The sequence below is a fragment of the Planktotalea frisia genome (assembly GCF_001890925.1).
Classification (GTDB): Bacteria; Pseudomonadota; Alphaproteobacteria; order Rhodobacterales; family Rhodobacteraceae; genus Planktotalea; species Planktotalea frisia.
The window spans coordinates 1-19375 of record NZ_MLCB01000191.1 but is presented as its reverse complement, the minus strand read 5'-3'; the positions used below and the strand labels follow the sequence as shown (position 1 = coordinate 19375).

General features: G+C 53.5%; 21 protein-coding genes and 2 pseudogenes. 13 read left to right on the top strand and 10 right to left on the bottom strand.

Annotation, left to right across the window (positions count from 1 at the left end; genetic code table 11):
- Positions 1-210, bottom strand: a 210-nt coding sequence (locus PFRI_RS17760; protein WP_139292141.1) for a helix-turn-helix domain-containing protein, incomplete at its 3' end; no start/stop codon positions are given.
- A gap of 119 nt (positions 211-329) precedes the next feature.
- On the opposite strand from PFRI_RS17760, the pseudogene PFRI_RS17755 reads away from it, so the two are divergent.
- The 3 genes and pseudogenes from PFRI_RS17755 to phbB all read left to right on the top strand — a co-directional run bounded on the left by PFRI_RS17755 (position 330) and on the right by phbB (position 3390).
- Positions 330-1166, top strand: a pseudogene (locus PFRI_RS17755) (EAL domain-containing protein).
- 191 nt (positions 1167-1357) lie between these two features.
- On the top strand, positions 1358-2533 hold the full coding sequence (locus PFRI_RS17750) for an acetyl-CoA C-acetyltransferase (RefSeq protein WP_072632043.1): 1176 nt from the start codon (positions 1358-1360) through the stop codon (positions 2531-2533).
- Between the two features lie 134 nt (positions 2534-2667).
- Entirely contained in the window at positions 2668-3390 is a 723-nt protein-coding gene (gene phbB, locus PFRI_RS17745) for an acetoacetyl-CoA reductase (protein WP_072632041.1), read from the top strand.
- Between the two features lie 78 nt (positions 3391-3468).
- Here phbB and PFRI_RS17740 read toward each other — a convergent pair whose 3' ends face one another.
- On the bottom strand, positions 3469-3927 hold the full coding sequence (locus tag PFRI_RS17740) for a hypothetical protein (RefSeq protein WP_072632040.1): 459 nt from the start codon (positions 3925-3927) through the stop codon (positions 3469-3471).
- Positions 3928-4242: 315 nt separating this feature from the next.
- Between PFRI_RS17740 and PFRI_RS17735 the strand changes: the two genes are divergently transcribed.
- Entirely contained in the window at positions 4243-4821 is a 579-nt protein-coding gene (locus tag PFRI_RS17735; protein WP_072632039.1) for a thymidine kinase, read from the top strand.
- Here the strand turns inward: PFRI_RS17735 and PFRI_RS17730 are convergent.
- From PFRI_RS17730 to PFRI_RS17710, 5 genes are all read right to left on the bottom strand, one after another.
- Positions 4818-5765 (bottom strand): 2-hydroxyacid dehydrogenase, encoded by a 948-nt coding sequence (locus tag PFRI_RS17730; RefSeq protein ID WP_072632038.1) that lies wholly within the window; start codon positions 5763-5765, stop codon positions 4818-4820. The genes PFRI_RS17735 and PFRI_RS17730 overlap by 4 nt on opposite strands.
- Positions 5765-6103, bottom strand: coding sequence for a tRNA-binding protein (locus PFRI_RS17725; RefSeq protein WP_072632037.1), 339 nt, complete (start codon positions 6101-6103; stop codon positions 5765-5767). The genes PFRI_RS17730 and PFRI_RS17725 overlap by 1 nt, the downstream gene beginning before the upstream one ends.
- Complete coding sequence (gene proC, locus PFRI_RS17720; RefSeq protein WP_072632036.1) at positions 6096-6908, bottom strand: pyrroline-5-carboxylate reductase; 813 nt, start codon at positions 6906-6908, stop codon at positions 6096-6098. Before proC ends, PFRI_RS17725 begins: the two co-directional genes overlap by 8 nt.
- Before the next feature lie 30 nt (positions 6909-6938).
- Positions 6939-7439, bottom strand: coding sequence for a type III secretion system chaperone family protein (locus tag PFRI_RS17715; RefSeq protein ID WP_072632042.1), 501 nt, complete (start codon positions 7437-7439; stop codon positions 6939-6941).
- 188 nt (positions 7440-7627) lie between these two features.
- Positions 7628-7867, bottom strand: coding sequence for an accessory factor UbiK family protein (locus tag PFRI_RS17710; protein ID WP_072632035.1), 240 nt, complete (start codon positions 7865-7867; stop codon positions 7628-7630).
- A 96-nt stretch (positions 7868-7963) separates the two neighbouring features.
- On the opposite strand from PFRI_RS17710, the gene lgt reads away from it, so the two are divergent.
- From lgt to PFRI_RS17690, 5 genes are all read left to right on the top strand, one after another.
- A complete protein-coding gene (lgt, locus tag PFRI_RS17705; protein WP_072632034.1) occupies positions 7964-8845 on the top strand; it encodes a prolipoprotein diacylglyceryl transferase in 882 nt (293 codons plus the stop codon).
- Positions 8842-9906 (top strand): class I SAM-dependent methyltransferase, encoded by a 1065-nt coding sequence (locus tag PFRI_RS17700; RefSeq protein ID WP_072632033.1) that lies wholly within the window; start codon positions 8842-8844, stop codon positions 9904-9906. Before lgt ends, PFRI_RS17700 begins: the two co-directional genes overlap by 4 nt.
- A complete protein-coding gene (gene pgeF, locus PFRI_RS17695; RefSeq protein ID WP_072632032.1) occupies positions 9903-10658 on the top strand; it encodes a peptidoglycan editing factor PgeF in 756 nt (251 codons plus the stop codon). The genes PFRI_RS17700 and pgeF overlap by 4 nt, the downstream gene beginning before the upstream one ends.
- Positions 10659-10782: 124 nt before the next feature.
- Positions 10783-10926: a hypothetical protein gene (locus tag PFRI_RS21420; protein ID WP_170124881.1), complete on the top strand. Its 144-nt coding sequence runs from the start codon at positions 10783-10785 to the stop codon at positions 10924-10926.
- A gap of 284 nt (positions 10927-11210) precedes the next feature.
- Positions 11211-12005, top strand: a complete 795-nt coding sequence (locus PFRI_RS17690; protein ID WP_084649752.1) for a Hint domain-containing protein — start codon at positions 11211-11213, stop codon at positions 12003-12005.
- A 1-nt stretch (position 12006) separates the two neighbouring features.
- Here PFRI_RS17690 and PFRI_RS17685 read toward each other — a convergent pair whose 3' ends face one another.
- Positions 12007-12507 carry an Lrp/AsnC family transcriptional regulator gene (locus PFRI_RS17685; RefSeq protein ID WP_072632030.1) on the bottom strand — a complete coding sequence of 167 codons (501 nt, stop codon included), beginning with the start codon at positions 12505-12507 and terminating at the stop codon, positions 12007-12009.
- 208 nt (positions 12508-12715) lie between these two features.
- Here PFRI_RS17685 and trxB point away from each other — a divergent pair, with 208 nt between their 5' ends.
- Both trxB and PFRI_RS17675 read left to right on the top strand, forming a co-directional pair.
- Positions 12716-13657, top strand: a complete 942-nt coding sequence (trxB, locus tag PFRI_RS17680) for a thioredoxin-disulfide reductase (protein WP_072632029.1) — start codon at positions 12716-12718, stop codon at positions 13655-13657.
- A gap of 165 nt (positions 13658-13822) precedes the next feature.
- Positions 13823-15901 carry a bifunctional sulfate adenylyltransferase/adenylylsulfate kinase gene (locus tag PFRI_RS17675; RefSeq protein WP_072632028.1) on the top strand — a complete coding sequence of 693 codons (2079 nt, stop codon included), beginning with the start codon at positions 13823-13825 and terminating at the stop codon, positions 15899-15901.
- Positions 15902-15937: 36 nt separating this feature from the next.
- Here the strand turns inward: PFRI_RS17675 and PFRI_RS17670 are convergent, their stop codons facing one another.
- A complete protein-coding gene (locus tag PFRI_RS17670; protein ID WP_072632027.1) occupies positions 15938-17110 on the bottom strand; it encodes an iron-containing alcohol dehydrogenase in 1173 nt (390 codons plus the stop codon).
- A 163-nt stretch (positions 17111-17273) separates the two neighbouring features.
- On the opposite strand from PFRI_RS17670, the gene PFRI_RS17665 reads away from it, so the two are divergent.
- Positions 17274-17774 (top strand): hypothetical protein, encoded by a 501-nt coding sequence (locus PFRI_RS17665; RefSeq protein WP_072632026.1) that lies wholly within the window; start codon positions 17274-17276, stop codon positions 17772-17774.
- 206 nt (positions 17775-17980) lie between these two features.
- On the opposite strand, the gene PFRI_RS17660 is transcribed toward PFRI_RS17665, so the two are convergent.
- Positions 17981-18715: a hypothetical protein gene (locus PFRI_RS17660; RefSeq protein WP_072632025.1), complete on the bottom strand. Its 735-nt coding sequence runs from the start codon at positions 18713-18715 to the stop codon at positions 17981-17983.
- A 200-nt stretch (positions 18716-18915) separates the two neighbouring features.
- On the opposite strand from PFRI_RS17660, the pseudogene PFRI_RS17655 reads away from it, so the two are divergent.
- Positions 18916-19375, top strand: a pseudogene (locus PFRI_RS17655) (transposase); the annotation flags it as partial.

The window sequence follows — 19375 nt, the reverse complement described above, 5'->3', positions numbered from 1 at the left end:
CCAACCACCGTCCCGGTAGCTCTTGTGCCACCCCCGGATGGTGTCATCATCAAGATACAAGAACTTCGCTATTTGCGAGCAACTCTCGCCATCGTCCAGAAGCAGGATCGCATTCGCCCGCCGTGCGATGCCATGATCTTCGCGTTGACTGCGAACACAGGACTCAAGCTCAAGGCGCTCCGTGGGAGAAAGAAAGTTGGGACGGATCATGCGGTTAGCTGAATCGTTCTACGGTCAGACGTCAACCCGTCAAAAGTCGGGTGCTCGAGGACTCTGTGTATATTAGAGATTTCGCGCCTATCACTCACTTGATTTTCAAGGGGACTGAAATGACGCAAAACCGCAAACGTGGCCGGCTAAATCCACATGGCAATGACGATCCGCTTTCCGCGGCCGTAAGCCAGCGCGACCGCTCCACACTTGAAATGGTGCGCTCTGCTTTAGAGCATAAACAAGTGATGCTGGCATATCAGCCTATCATGGCGGCCACAGGCGGCGTTGCTTTTTATGAAGGGCTCATTCGTGTTTTGGATGAAACTGGTCGCATTATTCCAGCGCGTGAGTTCATCAATGTTATTGAGGAAACAGAAATGGGGCGCATTATCGATTGCCTCGCTCTTGAACAGGGGCTGCGCGCGCTGCGCAAGAACCCGAACCTGCGTCTGTCGATCAATATGTCTGCGCGCTCTATCGGCTATGGGCGTTGGAAGCGCGTGCTTGATCGCAACCTGCGCAATGATCCAACAATCGGCGAACGTTTGATCATGGAGATCACGGAAACGTCCGCGATGCTTGTGCCCGAACTTGTCATTGCTTTCATGGCAGATCTGCAAGAACGCGGTGTCTGCTTTGCTCTCGACGATTTCGGCGCAGGATACACTTCCTTTCGCTACTTGCGTGATTTCTAATTTGATATGATCAAGATTGATGGCCAATTCATTCGCGGTATCGCAAAGAACCCCGATAATCAGGTGTTGGTGCAGGCCTTGGCGTCCATCGCCCAGCATTTTGACATGTTCACTGTCGCTGAATTCGTCGAGAATGGTGAAGACGCAGCCTTTCTAACAGAGAACGGGATTGATTGCTTGCAAGGCTATTATTTTGGCGCGCCGACAGTGCGACCACCATGGGAAGATAGCGTCACACAACAGCGCGCAAGCGCCTGAAACAGAGCTATGCAAAACGCTCAACCCAGCTCCTATCCTTCTGGATGAGACACCCTGTCCGTTTACACAACGCCCTCTGACAGGCTATTGACGCGGCGGAAAGATGGACTCGCAAGATGCAGATGCCCAATCAAAATGGCAGTTGCACCTTGGTGAACAGAGTTTTTCGCCACACAATGACAGAGGATCACATGACAAATATCGTAATCGCATCCGCCGCTCGGACTGCCGTTGGCAGCTTCACGGGTTCATTCGCAAATACGCCTGCACATGATTTGGGTGCAACGATGTTGAAGGGCCTTGTTGAACGCGCCGGTATAGACGCCGCTGACGTTTCCGAGACGATCCTTGGTCAAGTTTTGACAGCAGGTCAGGGCCAAAACCCTGCGCGTCAAGCACATGTGAATGCGGGTCTTCCAATCGAATCTTCCGCTTGGTCCATTAACCAAGTTTGTGGCTCTGGCCTTCGCGCCGTGGCGCTTGCAGCACAGCACATTCAGCTTGGCGATGCGAACATCGTCGCCGCTGGCGGTCAGGAAAACATGTCCCTTAGCCCCCACGTCGCACATTTGCGCGCAGGACACAAAATGGGTGACATGAAGTACATCGATTCCATGATCCGCGATGGCCTTTGGGACGCCTTCAACGGCTACCACATGGGTCAAACTGCTGAAAATGTTGCTGAAAAGTGGCAGATCAGCCGCGATATGCAGGACCAATTTGCTGTTGCCTCGCAAAACAAAGCGGAAGCAGCACAAAAAGCGGGCCGCTTCGCAGACGAAATCGTCCCATTCGTGGTTAAGACGCGAAAGGGCGACATCATCGTTGATCAAGACGAATACATCCGTCACGGCGCAAACCTCGAAGCCATGGCAAAAATGCGCCCTGCGTTTACCAAAGACGGCTCCGTCACAGCGGCCAACGCTTCTGGTCTGAACGATGGCGCGGCTGGCGCACTCTTGATGACAGCGGATGAAGCTGAAAAGCGCGGCATCGAGCCACTCGCGCGCATCGCATCCTACGCGACTGCGGGTCTGGACCCATCCATCATGGGCGTTGGTCCGATCCACGCGTCTCGCAAAGCGCTGGAAAAAGCAGGCTGGAGCGCAGAAGAACTTGACCTTGTTGAAGCGAACGAAGCTTTCGCGGCGCAGGCTTGTGCTGTGAACAAAGACATGGGCTGGAACCCGGAGGTGGTTAACGTCAACGGTGGCGCAATCGCGATCGGTCACCCAATCGGCGCGTCTGGCGCACGTATCCTCAACACGCTTTTGTTCGAAATGAAGCGTCGCGATGCGAAAAAGGGTCTGGCAACGCTTTGCATCGGTGGCGGCATGGGCGTCGCTATGTGCCTCGAGCGTCCATAAATCCGCATCGAGAGGGCGCTGATACCGCCCTCTCATATTGTGATCTAAAATTGGTCACGAAATATTATTGCTAAATCAATTCTCGTTGAGTAATCATATTACCGACGTAATATTAGACAATCGGAGACTACATCATGGCAAGAGTTGCACTCGTCACAGGCGGTTCACGCGGCATCGGCGCTGCTATTTCTAAGAAGCTTCAGGCAGACGGCTTCCAAGTTGCAGCGACATATGCAGGCAACGATGAAGCCGCAGCAGCGTTCACGGCGGAAACAGGCATCAAAACCTACAAGTGGAACGTCGCAAGCTATGAAGAAAGCGCCGCAGGTATCGCACAAGTTACTACGGATCTTGGGGCAATCGAAGTTGTCGTTGCAAACGCAGGCATCACCAAGGACGCGCCTTTCCACAAGATGACGCCGGAAATGTGGAACCAAGTGATCGACACGAACCTCACAGGCGTGTTCAACACGGTTCACCCGATCTGGCCTTCCATGCGTGAAAACAAATTTGGCCGCGTCATCGTGATCTCTTCGATCAACGGTCAAAAAGGTCAGTTCGCACAGGTGAACTATGCTGCAACAAAGGCTGGCGATTTGGGCATCGTGAAATCCCTCGCACAGGAAGGCGCGCGCGCAGGCATTACAGCCAACGCAGTTTGCCCGGGGTACATCGCGACAGAAATGGTCATGGCCGTGCCTGAAAAAGTCCGCGACAGCATTATCAGCCAGATCCCAGCAGGTCGCCTCGGTGAACCAGATGAGATCGCGCGCTGTGTAGCATTCCTCGCTTCAGACGATTCGGGCTTTATCAACGGCTCGACGATCTCTGCGAACGGCGCACAGTACTTCGTCTAAAGGTACAATATATTGAAACGAAAAAGCCCCGATCATCTGGTCGGGGCTTTTTCGTAAGTGAGCTATCAAAGAGAGCGTTTAAGTATGCTCGTCTTCCAAGTGCAGTTTCATATCAATCAAAACCTGCTGGATTGCCAAGGTCTCTTTCAACAAACGCTTTGCTTCATTCATCGTAATCACACCGTCTTCGATGGATAGATTATACTCGGCCATCAACATCGCAAACCGCTGGCTGAGCGCGATAACGTCTTGATTCACGCCACCTTTATCGTCGGAGTTGCGGCGTCGTTCGTCAAACGACAAGGTGATGCCCTTTAGTTCAGCAAGCGCCGCAGTTACGTGCGGATAGGACGCCGCCTCTTCCAACGCTGCCACTGCATCAACCGGCATAAAGCGGTCCGCGTGTTCATCATTGTCTGAATAATAGCGACCAAGTGTCGCTTTGGATTTTCCAGTAAGTTCGCACGCAGGTTCGATCCCAACGTCCTTTACCAACGCTTCCGTGTGCTTTTTCAGATAGCTGCCAACTCCGGCCATAACGCATCCCCATTTCCCCCAAAGTCTTTTGGGGGGGAAGTTCTTGATTACATTCCCCTGCATCACTTAGCGGGAATGTGAGAATTGTAAACCGTTCTGATGGTTTCGGAGCGTGTGAGTAACGAGTGACCCTATTTTTAGGGTGTAAGCCAGAAAGGGCGATCCAAAGCTTTTTCTGCAGTGGTTCGTCCAAGTTGGTGTCATGAGTATTGGGCGTGTGAAGGTCAGGGGTTTCTGCTTTCCACGTCCTTTCGTTTTTGCGTATCACAACAAACCTGACTTGCCAGCCCGCGCCCCATTGGGCAAAACGCGACTATGGCTAAACTCTATTTTCACTATTCAACGATGAATGCAGGCAAATCGACCGTCCTGCTACAAGCGGCGCACAACTATATCGAAAACGATATGCAGGTGTATCTGCTGACTGCGCGTTTCGACAACCGCGCCGGAGACGGACGAATCGCAAGCCGAATCGGAATTGGGAAAGAAGCTGATACCTTTGATGTGGCCGACAATCTGTTTGCCAAAATCGAAAAACGCCTGAGAGACAGCCCATGTGCGTGCATTTTTGTCGATGAAGCCCAGTTTCTGACGGAAGAGCATGTTTGGCAATTGGCCCGTGCCGTCGACGATCTGAAAGTGCCGATCATGTGCTACGGCTTACGCGTCGATTTTCGCGGCAAATTGTTTCCCGGCTCTGCCGCTCTGCTCGCGCTCAGCGACGAGATGCGCGAAGTGCGTACGATTTGTCATTGCGGCAAGAAAGCCACGATGGTCATTCGTCAGGACGAAAAAGGGCGCGCGTTAACGAGCGGCGAGCAAGTCCAAATTGGTGGCAATGAGGTTTATGTTTCTCTATGCCGCCGCCACTGGCGCGAAGCGACTGAAGGTTAGACCGGATTCGGTAACGCTTTGCCATGAGCAAAAGCAGCGGCGTTTTCGACCGCCATCAACCCCATACTTGTGCGCACTTCCAATGTCGCGGTGCCCAAGTGCGGAAGCAGGGTTACGTTTTCCATCGCTTTCAGCGCATCCGGCACTTTGGGTTCGAACTCGTAGACATCGAGCCCCGCACCGGCGATTTCACCCGCTTGCAATGCTGTAATAAGCGCTGATTCTTCCACCACTTCGCCGCGCGCGATGTTGATCAGATGCGCATGAGCTTGCATCGCTTTGAGCACATCAGCATTCACCAAATGCATCGTTGATCCGCCCGGAACTGCAACGACAAGCACATCCACTTGGCCCGCAAGTGCGGTCAAACTCGCCACTTGTTCCGCTGGAAAATCCATCTGCTTTGCAGAGCGATTGAAATAGCTCACACGCATGCCAAAACCGAAATGGCACCGCCGCGCAATCGCTTGACCGATCCGACCCATGCCAATGATGCCCACATGCTTACTGCTCAGATGCAGCCCAAGCATTTGCGTCGGATGCCATCCTTGCCATGCACCCGAACGCACCAAGCGTTCCCCCTCACCCGCGCGCCTCGCACTCATCAACATCAAGGTCATCGCGATATCAGCGGTGGCATCCGTCACAGCGCCAGGAGTGTTGGTGACTTCAATGCCCGCCGCTTTCGCAGCCTCCACATCGATGTGGTTGAATCCAACACCGAAGTTAGCAAGCATCTTTGCGCGAGGTTTTGGAACGTCCGCAAACACTTGAGCGCTATAAAGATCGCCCAAAGTCGGAAGCACCACATCATAATCAAGCAAAGAAGAACGCAGTTCATCACCTGTTGGAACAGATGTGTCTTCGCGAACCGTGACATCGAAAGTTTTGCGCGCGGCATCGACAACAAGGGCGGGCAACGGACGGGTGATTAGAAGCTTCATCAGAACAGTCTCACACCTTTTGGAACATCTTGATCTGGCGCGATCAAAACGACCTCGCCATCTGCGTCAGGTACACCGAGCACCAGAACTTCGCTCATGAACTTACCGATTTGACGCGGAGGGAAATTCACCACCGCCATCACCTGCCGCCCAATCAGCTCTTTGGGTGTATAATGTGTGGTAATCTGTGCCGAACTTTTCTTCACACCTAGATCACCCCCAAAATCCACCTGTAACTTGATCGCAGGTTTACGGGCTTCTGGATACGGCTCTGCATGAATAACCCGACCCACACGAATATCGACCTGCATGAAATCATCGAATGTAATCTCAGTCATTGCCCAATTCCTTTGATCTATCCGTCGCCGCTTTTACAGTTGCGGCCATTAAAGCCATCAAGGCTGGATCGCCCATCAAAACCTCAAGCCCCGCTTGTGTTGTGCCATTCGGAGAGGTCACATTAATCCGTAATTGCTCTGGCGTTTCATCTGCATTTTCCGCCAAGGCACCTGCACCTGCCACCGTCGCTTTCGCCAGTTGCATCGCGAGACCACTTGGCAATCCTTGTGCAACACCCGCCGCCGCAAGCGCGTCGATCATGTAAAAAACATACGCGGGGCCAGAGCCGGACACACCCGTAACTGCGTCCATTTGTGTTTCATCATCGAGACGCACGACCTGCCCAACGGCGCTCAGCAATGCTTCTGCCAAATCCAGATCCGCGCTGGAGGCATTGCTGTTGCCGATGATCGCCGTAATCCCCTTGGCCACGGCCGCGGGCGTGTTTGGCATCGCGCGCACGATGCTTGTGTCGCGGCCCAGCGCTGCTTCGTATGACGTTATAGAAACACCCGCGGCAACTGACAGAAACACTGTCCCCACCTTTGGTAGGGCCGCGAGTGCGGGCAAAGCTTCACCCATCATTTGCGGCTTTACCGCGATCAAGACAACTGCGGGGTTTTCGGGAAACCCTTTGTTGATATGGACATCCGTCGCCTTGAGCCAATCAGAGGGAAACGGGTCTTGCACCCAAACGGAACCGCTCGGCAAACCGCCCTCAAGCCAACCCGCCAACATGGCAGAGCCCATTTTTCCGCACCCAAGCAACACCAGACCGCGCTTAGCGACAACATCTAAATTCATGTGACCCCCCGAATTCGTATCAGGGAAAGGTTACGCGCGCCCGTAAGCCTCTGCAATGGCGACATCGAGCGCATTCGCAACACTGCGGTCACCCCAGATGACCAATTGCAGCGCAGGATAATAACGCTCTGCACTTGTGACAGCCGCGTTGATCATCGTGTCGATCTGATCGGGACCAGCGACCTGACCACCTGCAAGGACCAAGCCGTAGCGATAGACCATCAATTGCTGCTCTTCCCAATACGTGTAAGCGCCCGCCCAGCAGCGATCATTGATCGCGTTCAGCATTTCATAAAGCTGGGGAAGTTTGGCTTTTGGCGGCTCCATCTCGAAGGTGCAAATCATCCGCAAAGTCTCATCATAGGCGGACCATGCCAGCGTGATTGAATAATTGCGCCATTGCCCTTCGACAGTCATGGCGATTTGGTCATCATGAATGCGATCAAATTCCCACTCGTGGTGCTCTGCAACATGTTCAACCAAATCAATCGGGTGGATGTCGTCTTCGATAAATTGCTCGAGATTGGCCATGTTCACCCCTAAGTCTGGTTTATACCCGCCCATCTAGTGGGCTCTTGCGTAGTTCTTACCACATATCGTGGGGGTGTTGCATAGACCTGTAAAGCTATAACTTGGGGATAACCGCAATAAGTTGTGGACAAAAAAAGACCTGCCACAAGATGCAGCAGGTCTTCATAAATTCTTAAGGAAATGCGGGTTTACTTGGCTTCCAAAGCATCAAGGCGCGTTTTCAGCGCCTCATTTTCTTCGCGTGCTTTTTGCGCCATTGCACGCACCGCATCAAATTCTTCGCGCGTGACAAAGTCACGATCCGCCAGCCAGCGATCCACCAAAGAGCTCATCGCTGTCTCTGCTTCGGTCTTTGCACCCTGTGCAACACCCATCGCGTTGGTCATCAGTTGCGAAATATCGTCCAGAACTTTGTTTCGAGTTTGCATATTTGCCTCCGTCGCTCCATTTGAGTGATATATGGGCTTGAAAGCAACAGGCCACAAGGCGTCAACTCGGCGCACATGACATCAGGGCAGAGCACAATGCAGGCAGCGATCCAGTTTCCACCCATCTCGCCAGAGATCTTTTCGATAGATCTGTTCGGCTTTGATTTCGCGCTGCGCTGGTATGCGTTGGCCTATATCGTTGGTATTTTGATCGGTTGGCGGCTCGCATTGATGGCGGTGAAAGCTGCGCGCCTTTGGCCAAACAACGAATCCCCCATGACGCCTGCACAGGTTGAGGATTTGCTCACATCCGTGATCTTGGGCGTCATTGTCGGCGGTCGCCTTGGCTATGTGGTGTTCTACCAACCTGCCTATTACCTCGCCCATCCGCTTGAGAGCTTTATGATTTGGCAAGGCGGCATGTCGTTCCATGGTGGCTTCTTAGGTGTCATCGCCGCGGGCCTGTATTTCTGTGCGCGCGCAGGCGTGTCCAAGCTGCACACAGGCGATATGATGGCGCTTGCGGTTGCGCCTGCACTGTTCCTTGGACGCTTGTCCAACTTCATCAACTCTGAACTTTGGGGACGGCCCACCGACCTGCCTTGGGGGGTCATCTTTCCCAATCGCGCTGCACAGGAATGCGGCCCTCTCATCGACATTTGCGCGCGCCATCCGTCGCAACTTTATGAAGCACTCCTTGAAGGGTTGATACTTGGCACAGTAATCTTATGGCTCGTGTGGCGACGCGGCGCGCTTAAACTGCCGGGCACGATCATGGGCATCTTCATTGCAGGCTACGGCCTTGCACGCTTTGCAGTTGAATTCGTGCGCCAACCTGACGCGCAATTTATTACAGAGGGCAATCCGCTTGGCCTAGCACTTCAAACAGCTGGCTATGGCTTTACGATGGGCCAACTCCTCTCGATCCCAATGATCCTGATCGGCATATGGTTCATCCTACGCGCCCGCAAAGCATGACCCCGCTCGAACCGATCCTGAAAGCGCAGATCAACGCGCAGGGACCGATGAGCATATCGGAGTATATGGCCATCTGCCTGTTCCACCCCAAGCATGGCTACTACAGCACGCGCGAACCCTTTGGCGCGGCTGGCGATTTCATCACTGCGCCTGAAGTGAGCCAGATGTTTGGCGAACTCATTGGTTTGACCCTTGCGCAAACGTGGATGGATCAAGGCAAGCCCGCGCGCATTGCCTTGGCCGAGCTTGGACCCGGTCGCGGAACCCTTATGGCTGACATCTTAAGAACCGTGAAGGCAGTTCCCGATTTCGCCAAGGCATGCGAAGTTCACCTCGTTGAAGCGTCTCAACGCCTGCGCACCCAACAAGCGGACACGCTGCGAGGAACCACGCCCATTTGGCACGATCATACAGATCAGCTCGCTAATGACATGCCACTCTATCTGGTTGCCAACGAATTTTTCGACGCGCTCCCAATCCGCCAAATGGTCCGCGATGGCGATGCATGGCGCGAACGTCAGGTCGGTGTTGAGAACAATGACCTCGCCTTCGGCTTGAGCGCGCCGGCCCCTTTGAGCGCCCTCAAGCATCGCTTTGAAGATACGAAAGACGGCGACCTCGTCGAATTCTGCCCGCAAGCCCCAGCTATCATGCAAAGCATCGCTCAGCGGATCGACACAAACGGCGGCACCGCGCTAATTTTTGACTACGGCGATTGGCGTTCGCTTGGCGATACGTTGCAAGCGCTCCACGCTCATAAGAAAGTGGACGCGCTGCACAAACCCGGACAAAGCGATCTGACGGCGCATGTAGACTTCGAAGCGCTTGTCGCAGATCTTCCCTGCACCCATTCGCGTATCACTCCGCAAGGCATCTTTCTTGAACGGCTCGGCATTACCAATCGCGCGCAGGCGCTGGCAAAAAATCTCAGCGGAGCAGCGCTAGAACATCATATCGCAGCACACAGACGCTTGACCCATCCCGAAGAAATGGGAACGATATTCAAAACATTCGCGCTCTTTCCAAACGGCGCAAATCCACCAGCGGGATATGAGATATGACGATAGAGACCCTTAAGGCCGATGCGCTCCACGGCGTGGCGCATGGCTTTTTCACCCGCAAAGGTGGCGCGTCAACCGGCATTTATGAGGGCCTGAACTGTGGCGTAGGCTCGAATGATGTCGCGCAGACAGTCGTCACAAACCGCGCGCGTGTCGCAGAGCACATGAGCACAGGGCCTGAAGCGCTTGTCGGTGTTCACCAACACCACAGCGCAGATGTGGTCACAATCACAGAGCCAACGATTGCTCGTCCCAAAGCAGATGCGATGGTCACAAACCAAAAAGGTATCGCTCTCGGCATTCTAACCGCTGATTGCCAGCCAGTGCTGTTCGCCGACCCTGATGCTGGCGTCATCGGTGCCGCGCACGCCGGGTGGAAAGGCGCGTTGAGCGGCGTTCTGTCGAATACGGTCGCGGAAATGGAAGCGCTCGGCGCTAAACGTGAGAACATTTCAGCGGCGATCGGCCCCTGTATTTCACAGAAAGCCTATGAGGTCGGCCCTGAGTTCTTTGAAGACTTCATCGCAACCGACCCAGATTTCATCCGCTTCTTCGCAAATGGGCAAGAGGACCGCATGCAATTCGACCTCCCCAGCTTTGGTCTGCATATGCTGCGCCAAGCGGGTGTCGGTAGTGCGGAATGGATCGGTCATTGCACCTACGCTGATGAAGCGCGCTTTTATTCTTACCGCCGCACAACCCATCGCAAAGAGGCCGACTATGGACGACTGATCTCTGTTATCCGTTTGTGAACAATCACACTGTTTTCGCGGTATTAACCCAAATAGACCAAACGCCTGCCACTTTGCCGCCCCAATCAAGCGGCATCACAGTTACCAAGACGTAAACAAAAACGACAAGTAGGCAGGATTAACCATGAAACCCAAAGCACGCTTCATTGCATCTGTTGTGAACACTGCGAAATCCGACGCACCGGCGCTCCCTTTCGAACGCGGTGCACGGCGCGCTGCTTTTATTGCCAAGCGCAATGCTGAGAACAAAGAGCTAAAGTCGGCCTGATCCATCGGATCCGAGACGTCAAAAGCTATTCAGAAGCGCCCCGATTCGGCGCAATCTGAGCAAAACATGCCCACTTCTGGGCACAAATGTGGCGGCTTTGCCTTTTTCTGGCGAAACAGTCCCGTCTAAACAAGCAAGATTGGTGAACAGTAATGAGAAAATTAACCTAAATTTTGACACAGGCCTGATGGGCATGACATTCATAATTCAGATTTAACGACTTGTCCGGTCGTCGTTGTCGGTGGGGGCCGACGCGGTTGTGACATACCTCGATAGGTATACTCATGGCGAACCAACTTTCACCTGCATTGCGGGCCGAAAATACATATTCCCTCCCGGTCACGACTGATCGGTTTGCTCCTTCCAAGGAGCAGTCTCAGCGCACCCAGCCTCTCATGCGCAAATTCGAGATTGCTTCCCTCCTTCCCTGTGGCGCGGCGCGCACCTCTCACCACCTCGCGCCTGCCACTGACCTTTTTGAAGCGACCTGCTCCGCCTTTGCGCGCGGCACTCTCATCTCGACCCCTATGGGTCCTGTCGCTGTCGCAGACCTGCTACCCGGCGATTTGATTGACACGCTAAACGGCGATCCAGAGCCTTTAGTTTGGATCGGCTCTACCAGTTTTGTTCCTGCACAAGCGCTTCCTACATCTTCCCTCAAAGGGCTGATCCGGCTCGTATCTGACGGCTATTCCAAGACGAGCTCCCTTGGTGATGTCCTCTTGGGCCAGAATGCCCGCTTGTTGCAAAGCCCGCCTTCGCTTGAAGAAAAGATAGGGGTGCGCTGTGTTTTAACGCCTGTGCGGGATCTTGAGGACGGCTATTCCGCCTTCCTCGTTTCACCGCCAAGCCCAGTGCGATTGTTCCACCTACGCACCAAAAACCACACCGCGATCTATGCAAATGGTAGAGAAGTCGAGACATATCACCCTGGAAAAGGCGCAGAGGATCAACTCGGCGAAAACATGCGTTCGCTCTTTTTGTCGCTGTTTCCGGACATCGAGCGCTTTGAGGATTTCGGCGCGCTTGCCTATCCGCGCATGTCCAAGGACACGCTCGAAAGTCTAACGCGCTATTAAGTCAGTCAGACTGGCTTAAACGCTCTTCAAGCACATCAAACGGCACACCTGGCTCGTCCTTTGCACCGCGAATGACGAGCGAGGTTTTCACACTGCCCACATTATCCGTAGTCAAAAGTTCGGACGTGAGAAAGCTCTGGAATGAGCTCAAATCAGGCGCGACGCATTTCAGGACAAAATCCACTTCGCCATTGAGCATATGGCACTCACGCACCAGCGGCCAATTACGACACTGCTCTTCAAAGGCGCTCAGATCCGCTTCAGCCTGACTTTGTAGTCCAACCATCGCAAAAACCTGCACTTCAAAGCCAAGTTCGCGCGCATCAACATCCGCGTGATAGCCTTTGATATAGCCCGCCTCTTCAAGCGTACGCACGCGGCGCAAACAAGGCGGCGCAGAGATTCCGACGCGCTTGGCAAGCTCAACATTGGTCATCCGACCATCCGCCTGCAATTCAGCAAGAATTTTGCGATCAATAGGATCGAGTCGCGTACCAGCCATGCGTGTCCCTCCGATGAGTGTACTTTGCCGATGTAATACAAAGCACATGGTACACGCAATAATGTTTCGCAAGTGCGCAAGAAAATTATCCAATCGGCTCCTCTTTAGCGCAAACATCCCAATCAGGTGATCCAGCCGCTTGGTCCTTTTAGAGACTTTGATTCCCCGCTATAGAGAGCATCGAAATTTAGCAAAAGGCAGCGCACACATGGCCGAGACACGTCACTCAAAAGTTCTGATTATCGGCTCCGGCCCTGCTGGCTATACCGCTGGCGTTTACGCAAGCCGCGCCATGTTGAACCCGATTTTGGTTCAGGGAATCGAACCCGGCGGTCAGCTGACCACAACAACAGAAGTGGAAAACTGGCCCGGCGACACAGAAGTCCAAGGCCCCGACTTGATGGTTCGCATGCAAGACCACGCCAAAGCGATGGGCACGGAAATCATCGGAGACATTATCTCTGATCTCGATCTTTCCGAGCGGCCGTTCAAAGCCAAAAGCGACAGCGGCACTCTTTATACATGCGACGCAGTAATCCTCGCGACAGGTGCGCGTGCGAAATGGCTCGGCTTACCATCTGAGGAAAAATTCAAAGGATTCGGTGTATCGGCTTGCGCCACTTGCGATGGTTTCTTCTATCGCGGCATGGAAATTGTTGTCGTTGGCGGCGGCAACACGGCGGTTGAAGAAGCGCTGTTTTTAACCAACTTCGCCTCCAAAGTGACGCTGGTGCATCGCCGCGATGAACTCCGGTCCGAGAAAATTCTCGAAGATCGCCTGATGAAGAATCCCAAGATCGAAACCCTGTGGTTCCACGAAATCGAGGAAGTCTACGGCACGGATGCCCCACTCGGTGTTGAAGGCGTGAAGGTCAAACACACGAAAACTGGCGAAATCACCGATCTACCGTGCAAAGGCGTGTTCATCGCGATTGGCCACGCACCTGCGAATGAGTTGGTGAGCGACGTTTTGGAAACGCATATGGGCGGCTATGTAGTAACCCAACCTGACAGCACCGCCACTTCGATTCCCGGTGTTTTCGCTGCGGGCGATCTGACGGATCACAAATATCGCCAAGCTGTGACCTCTGCCGGAATGGGTTGTATGGCTGCACTTGAGGCAGAGCGATGGTTGGCTGAAAACATCTAACATACTGATCCAAAACAGATTAAAAGCGCCCCGCCTTATCAGCGGGGCGTTTTGCGTTGCATCTGCGACACGCCCTGCTTTGCCACAAAAAGGCCACTTGATTTAGGGATGCACATGCACGATATGAAGTTTGTTCATAAATGAACAAACTTTAACGGAGCCCTAATGCACCACGCGGACATCAAAACTCTGCCTCAGGAAGAAGACCAACTCTTCCGGCTCCTGCGTCAGCTCGATCTGATGCCGGATGGCTCGCAGCGCGCGATGGCAACGGCTTTGAATATCTCGCTGGGCCGTCTCAACACGCTTTTGCGTGGCGCGACTGATGCAGGTTTCGTTCGTTTGAGCGAGCGCAACAGCACTGACAAACGTCAACGCGTTGCCTACACCCTCACATTACGCGGCGCGGCTGAAAAGCTTCGCCTAACGGATCACTTCTTAACCCGCAAATTCGCAGAATATGACGCGCTTCATGCTGAACTGACTGGCACGACGAGCGGACTCACCCCTTTCAAACACAGGACCAAGCTAATGCAAAACAACCTTGCCCCTATCCCAGAGCTATATGTCTCTTACGATTCCGCTCAGAAAATGAAGATGGAGGCAGCAGACCTCACATCCCACGATCTGTCCCCTCGCCAGATTTGCGATCTAGAGCTTTTGATGAACGGTGGTTTTAACCCGCTCAAAGGTTTCTTGGGCGAAGAAGATTACAACGGTGTTGTGGAAAACATGCGTCTTGCAGACGGCTCCCTTTGGCCCATGCCGATCACTTTGGACGTGACCGAAGATTTCGCAGGCTCCATCGAGCTTGGCCAAGATATCGCGCTTCGCGATCAAGAGGGTGTTATCCTCGCGACGATGACGGTTACAGATCGCTGGGAACCGAACAAAGCGAATGAAGCTGACAAGGTATTTGGCGCAGATGACGACGCCCATCCCGCAGTAAACTACCTGCACAACCAAGCTGGCAAAATCTACCTCGGTGGTCCTGTCACCGGTATCCAGCAGCCAATGCACTACGACTTCCGTGGTCGCCGCGACACGCCGAACGAGCTGCGCGCGTATTTCCGCAAGATGGGTTGGCGCAAAGTGGTTGCATTCCAAACCCGCAACCCGCTGCACCGCGCGCATCAGGAACTGACGTTCCGCGCGGCGAAAGAAGCGCAAGCGAACCTGCTTATTCACCCTGTTGTAGGCCTTACTAAGCCGGGCGACGTGGATCACTTCACACGCGTGCGCTGCTATGAGGCGGTTCTGGACAAATACCCACAATCCACGACAACCATGTCACTGTTGAACCTTGCAATGCGTATGGCTGGCCCACGCGAAGCGGTTTGGCACGGTCTGATCCGTGCGAACCACGGTTGCACGCACTTTATCGTTGGTCGCGATCACGCTGGCCCCGGCAACAACTCCAAGGGCGAAGATTTCTACGGTCCTTACGACGCACAAGACCTCTATCGTGCCAACCAATCCGAAATTGGCTGCGAAATGGTCGACTTCAAGCACATGGTTTGGGTCGCTGAACGCGCACAATATGAAGCAATTGACGAGATCAAAGACAAAGACGACGTCACGATTCTCAACATCTCTGGCACAGAACTGCGCCGCCGCTTGGCAGAAGGCCTTGAGATCCCTGAGTGGTTCTCTTTCCCAGAGGTCGTCAAAGAATTGCGCCGCACCAAACCACCGCGTTCCAAGCAAGGTTTCACAGTGTTCTTCACAGGTTTCTCTGGCTCTGGAAAATCCACAATTGCGAATGCTTTGATGGTGAAACTGATGGAAATGGGTGGTCGCCCCGTGACGCTTTTGGATGGTGACATTGTTCGTAAGAACCTGTCTTCCGAGCTGGGTTTTTCCAAGGAGCACCGCGATTTGAACATTCGTCGCATCGGCTATGTAGCCTCCGAGATCACCAAAAACGGTGGTATCGCGATCTGTGCGCCCATCGCCCCATATGCAACGACGCGCCGTGCAGTTCGTGAAGATGTGGAGGCGTTTGGTGCCTTCGTTGAAATCCATGTCGCGACGTCCATTGAAGAGTGCGAAAAGCGTGACCGCAAAGGTCTCTACAAGCTCGCGCGCGAAGGCAAGATCAAGGAATTCACAGGGATTTCAGATCCTTACGACGTTCCAACGAATCCAGAGCTCAGCGTTGAGACAGAGAACGTTGATGTCGATAACTGTGCACACCAAGTGCTTCTCAAGCTTGAGAGCATGGGCCTTATCGCAGCTGAATAAATAAATTAAAGGGCGCGTAGAAATGCGCGCCCTTTGCTACCAAATCTGCTGGTACAACGCTACAATCTCATCCGCATTTGGCACGCGTGGATTATTCTGCGGCGAGCCTGATGCGAGTGCTTGCTCTGCCATCACACCAAACATCTTGTCATCACCTGCATATCCCAAATCGCTTGGGCGCGGCACTTTCAAATCATCATTTAAGCGGGTCAATTCTTCGACCAGTTTAGAGCACGCTATAGCGTCGCTATCACTCCCAAACGCCCAGCTCATCACCCGCGCGCAAGTCGCATATCTATCTGGCGCTGACCCGATCGAAAATGCAGTCACAGCCGGCAAAAGCATCGCGTTTGAAAGCCCGTGCGCCACATGAAAATGCGCACCAATCGGGCGGCTCATCCCATGCACCAGCGCAACCGACGCGTTCGAAAACGCCATCCCCGCTTGTGACGCCGCGAGCATCAAGGCTTCGCGCGCAACCGCGTTTTCAGGGTCATGACACGCACTGCGTACATGGGTTGCAATAAGCGGCATCGCAGACAGCGCAAACGCATCCGTATAAGCAAACGCGCGTCGGCTCACATAGGCTTCAATCGCGTGAGTTAGGCTATCCACTGCCGTATCCGCCGTGATGCGCCAAGGCTTTGTTGTGGTAAACGTCCAATCAATCAGAGCGGCCGTTGCTACGCAGCCAAGACCAGAAAGGTTATATTTTTCAGTCAGTTCCGTATCAGTGATTACACACCACCGGGTTAATTCAGACCCTGTCCCACCAGTCGTCGGGATCAAGATCACAGGCGGCCCGCAACGATCTATCTGACGCGGCGCTTTGTAATCGCGCACATGGCCATCGTTGACGCTCATGAAACTTATGGCCTTGGCGGTATCCATCGGCGAGCCACCACCAAAACCGATGATGCAATCGAAATCATCGCCTCTCAGCGCTGTCAGTCCAGCATCGACACAGGTGTCCGTGGGGTCTTCGACAACGCCGTCAAAGATCTGCCAAGGCAAGTGCGCGCTATCTAAAACATCGGTGATCCGAGCGACGTGGCCAAGCCTAACAAGCTGTGCATCCGTCACAATCAGCGGCTTGCTTAGGCCCAGCTGAACCAGCACTTCGGCAACCTCATCCGCAACACCACCGCCGATCCGAATAACGCGTGGTGATTGCACCCGTCCAATAACGCCTGTTGAGACTGCTTGCATAATCGGTTCGCTCCTATCCGGGTTAGGTCCTCTACATTTGCAAATTCGACCCATCAGGTAAATCTACAATGCAAACCTCTTTAAGCGGGCAGTAAAACCAGAACTGCTCTATCAATTTTCGTCAACTCACTTATGGGGGAAGCACCCCAATGGAGAATTCACAATGGCCGCTTCCGAAAGCCTTCTTGATCTGATCAACGCCGCGCAAGAGCAGGCCAAAACACACCAGACCCGCATCGATCAAATATTGGCAACAAACGACGCCAATAGCAGAAGTGCGGAGGAGGTGGATGCATTGCAAAGTGCAACAAAAGCACTTGAAACAGCAACAATTGACGCTTTTTCACTCTTCGAAGCACGCATGCAGCACCATTTCAAGCGCGGTCCATTTTCGCGCAAACTGACCGCGCGTTTGCGCGAGGCAGGAGAGACAAAACTCGCAGATCAGGTGCATCAATATTATCTTGCGGCCAATGTGCTGAAACACGGCAAAGGTGCGAGCCATCGAGAATTGCTGAAAACACCAACGCCGTTGGTCACATTAAGATCTGATGAGCCAGACGCTGAAACGCCCACCAGTTTGATCGACGTCACCACTGGCGGTTTCTTTGACGGTCTATGTGCGACAATCATTGCCGCCACACATTTTCTGGAAAGCAAATAAGGAGGCCCTCGCGACAACGAGATGAAAAATCAAGCAATTTAGGCCCACTAGAATTTGTAAGTCATTGATTTCTTTATATCGGGTTTTTGTTCATACAGGCTAAGCTTCCACTGGGTGTAATATAAGATTTCCACAATTTATTTTCTCAAGGCACAAAAAAAGCCGCCCGAAGGCGGCTTTTGCAAACGTCAGAGAATGTTAGATCGTCAGTTACTCACCAGATCCTCCCGGCGATACCATAATCGCCCCAGCTCGTACTTTGGGCCGACCGGCAACAGACCCCGACCATCGAGCTTCATCTTCATGACCTTCGGTGAAAAGGTTTCCGCCTCCGCGATATCCTTCAAGGAAATATGCTCTTCGCGGAACGCATGGATTTCGTTCATCGAAAACAATCGCACCGGCTTTCCCTTCGCGTTCTTAACACTCAGCTCTACGAGATAAGGTGACCCATCCGGTTTGCACATGCGGACCAAGTTGTTCAGGCCTTGCTGCGGCATACCGATCATTGTTACGGCATCTTCAATGCCGACGTAGCCAGAAACCTGATTTCTTTGAAGGACCTGACGAACTTCCAGTGGATGAACCAGGACTCCTTTGAACTTCAAATCAGCATCAACAATTTCAACCTTTGCGAAGAGCCCGGAAAGGATACCGCGCACGATATCCATAGCCGGCCAGCGCGACAGTTCTGCCGCGGCGATGATATCAAGCATTCCTTCGCTGGCCACAGGTACGGCTTCGGCCGCTCCCATCAATTTAGCAAGAAACTCATCTGCGTCCTCACGGGCAATACTGGACAACGCGCCCAAGCCCTTCTCGCTGCGAGGAAGAAGGCTCGGCAGGATACCTTGTCGCGTTAGCTGCTGCGCCTGGACGCGGTTGCAATTCAAATAGCTCTCGAGACCACTCACTGTGATCGCTGTGCGGATCCGATCCATAAGCTTTTCCGAAGCTTCGGCGTCAAAAACAATACTCGCCGATGCCTTCTAGGCGTCCCCGAAGGCAAGACCGGACAGAACAACTGCGCGATTGATCGTTTTTGGGTGATCACCTGTTTTTCGCGCTAGGGTCAGGACCCATTAACTGATTGAGCTCATCGCTTTGTGGTGATTCACGATCTCCAACTATGGGGGATAGGATGAGCAATCTTTATTGGCTGACTGAGGCGCAAATGCAGCGGCTTCGGCCGTACTTTCCAAAGAGCCGAGGTCGCGCTCGCGTGGATGACCGTCGTGTTCTGAGTGGCATTATCTTCATCAATCGCAATGGGTTACGGTGGTGTGACGCGCCTGTCGAGTATGGGCCGCCGAAGACGTTATATAATCGCTGGAAGCGCCCCCTCTCACACATGCTACGCATGTGTTGCCGGTCAACGGGAGTGATATGGGCGTGTTCGCGCGGATCATGATGGGACTGGCCGAAGAGGCCCCGGACGATAAGACCATCTCCATTGATGCCACATACCTCAAAGCACATCGTACGGCCTCCAGCCTACGGTTAAAAAAGGGGGGCGAGGACGCCTGATCGGGCTGACCAAGGGCGGCATGAATACCAAACTGAACGCGATCACAGACTCCAGCGGACGACCGATCCGCCTC

Bases quoted from the DNA above. Each gene is read 5' to 3' on its own strand.
- PFRI_RS17690 (WP_084649752.1), top strand. From the start codon at position 11,211: ATGGCGAACCAACTTTCACCTGCATTGCGGGCCGAAAATACATATTCC.
- PFRI_RS17670 (WP_072632027.1), bottom strand. From the start codon at position 17,110: ATGCAAGCAGTCTCAACAGGCGTTATTGGACGGGTGCAATCACCACGC.
- PFRI_RS17750 (WP_072632043.1), top strand. From the start codon at position 1,358: ATGACAAATATCGTAATCGCATCCGCCGCTCGGACTGCCGTTGGCAGC.
- phbB (WP_072632041.1), top strand. From the start codon at position 2,668: ATGGCAAGAGTTGCACTCGTCACAGGCGGTTCACGCGGCATCGGCGCT.
- PFRI_RS17675 (WP_072632028.1), top strand. From the start codon at position 13,823: ATGCACCACGCGGACATCAAAACTCTGCCTCAGGAAGAAGACCAACTC.
- trxB (WP_072632029.1), top strand. From the start codon at position 12,716: ATGGCCGAGACACGTCACTCAAAAGTTCTGATTATCGGCTCCGGCCCT.
- PFRI_RS21420 (WP_170124881.1), top strand. From the start codon at position 10,783: ATGAAACCCAAAGCACGCTTCATTGCATCTGTTGTGAACACTGCGAAA.
- lgt (WP_072632034.1), top strand. From the start codon at position 7,964: ATGCAGGCAGCGATCCAGTTTCCACCCATCTCGCCAGAGATCTTTTCG.
- PFRI_RS17700 (WP_072632033.1), top strand. From the start codon at position 8,842: ATGACCCCGCTCGAACCGATCCTGAAAGCGCAGATCAACGCGCAGGGA.
- PFRI_RS17730 (WP_072632038.1), bottom strand. From the start codon at position 5,765: ATGAAGCTTCTAATCACCCGTCCGTTGCCCGCCCTTGTTGTCGATGCC.
- pgeF (WP_072632032.1), top strand. From the start codon at position 9,903: ATGACGATAGAGACCCTTAAGGCCGATGCGCTCCACGGCGTGGCGCAT.
- proC (WP_072632036.1), bottom strand. From the start codon at position 6,908: ATGAATTTAGATGTTGTCGCTAAGCGCGGTCTGGTGTTGCTTGGGTGC.
- PFRI_RS17685 (WP_072632030.1), bottom strand. From the start codon at position 12,507: ATGGCTGGTACGCGACTCGATCCTATTGATCGCAAAATTCTTGCTGAA.
- PFRI_RS17660 (WP_072632025.1), bottom strand. From the start codon at position 18,715: ATGGATCGGATCCGCACAGCGATCACAGTGAGTGGTCTCGAGAGCTAT.
- PFRI_RS17710 (WP_072632035.1), bottom strand. From the start codon at position 7,867: ATGCAAACTCGAAACAAAGTTCTGGACGATATTTCGCAACTGATGACC.
- PFRI_RS17735 (WP_072632039.1), top strand. From the start codon at position 4,243: ATGGCTAAACTCTATTTTCACTATTCAACGATGAATGCAGGCAAATCG.
- PFRI_RS17665 (WP_072632026.1), top strand. From the start codon at position 17,274: ATGGCCGCTTCCGAAAGCCTTCTTGATCTGATCAACGCCGCGCAAGAG.
- PFRI_RS17715 (WP_072632042.1), bottom strand. From the start codon at position 7,439: ATGGCCAATCTCGAGCAATTTATCGAAGACGACATCCACCCGATTGAT.
- PFRI_RS17740 (WP_072632040.1), bottom strand. From the start codon at position 3,927: ATGGCCGGAGTTGGCAGCTATCTGAAAAAGCACACGGAAGCGTTGGTA.
- PFRI_RS17725 (WP_072632037.1), bottom strand. From the start codon at position 6,103: ATGACTGAGATTACATTCGATGATTTCATGCAGGTCGATATTCGTGTG.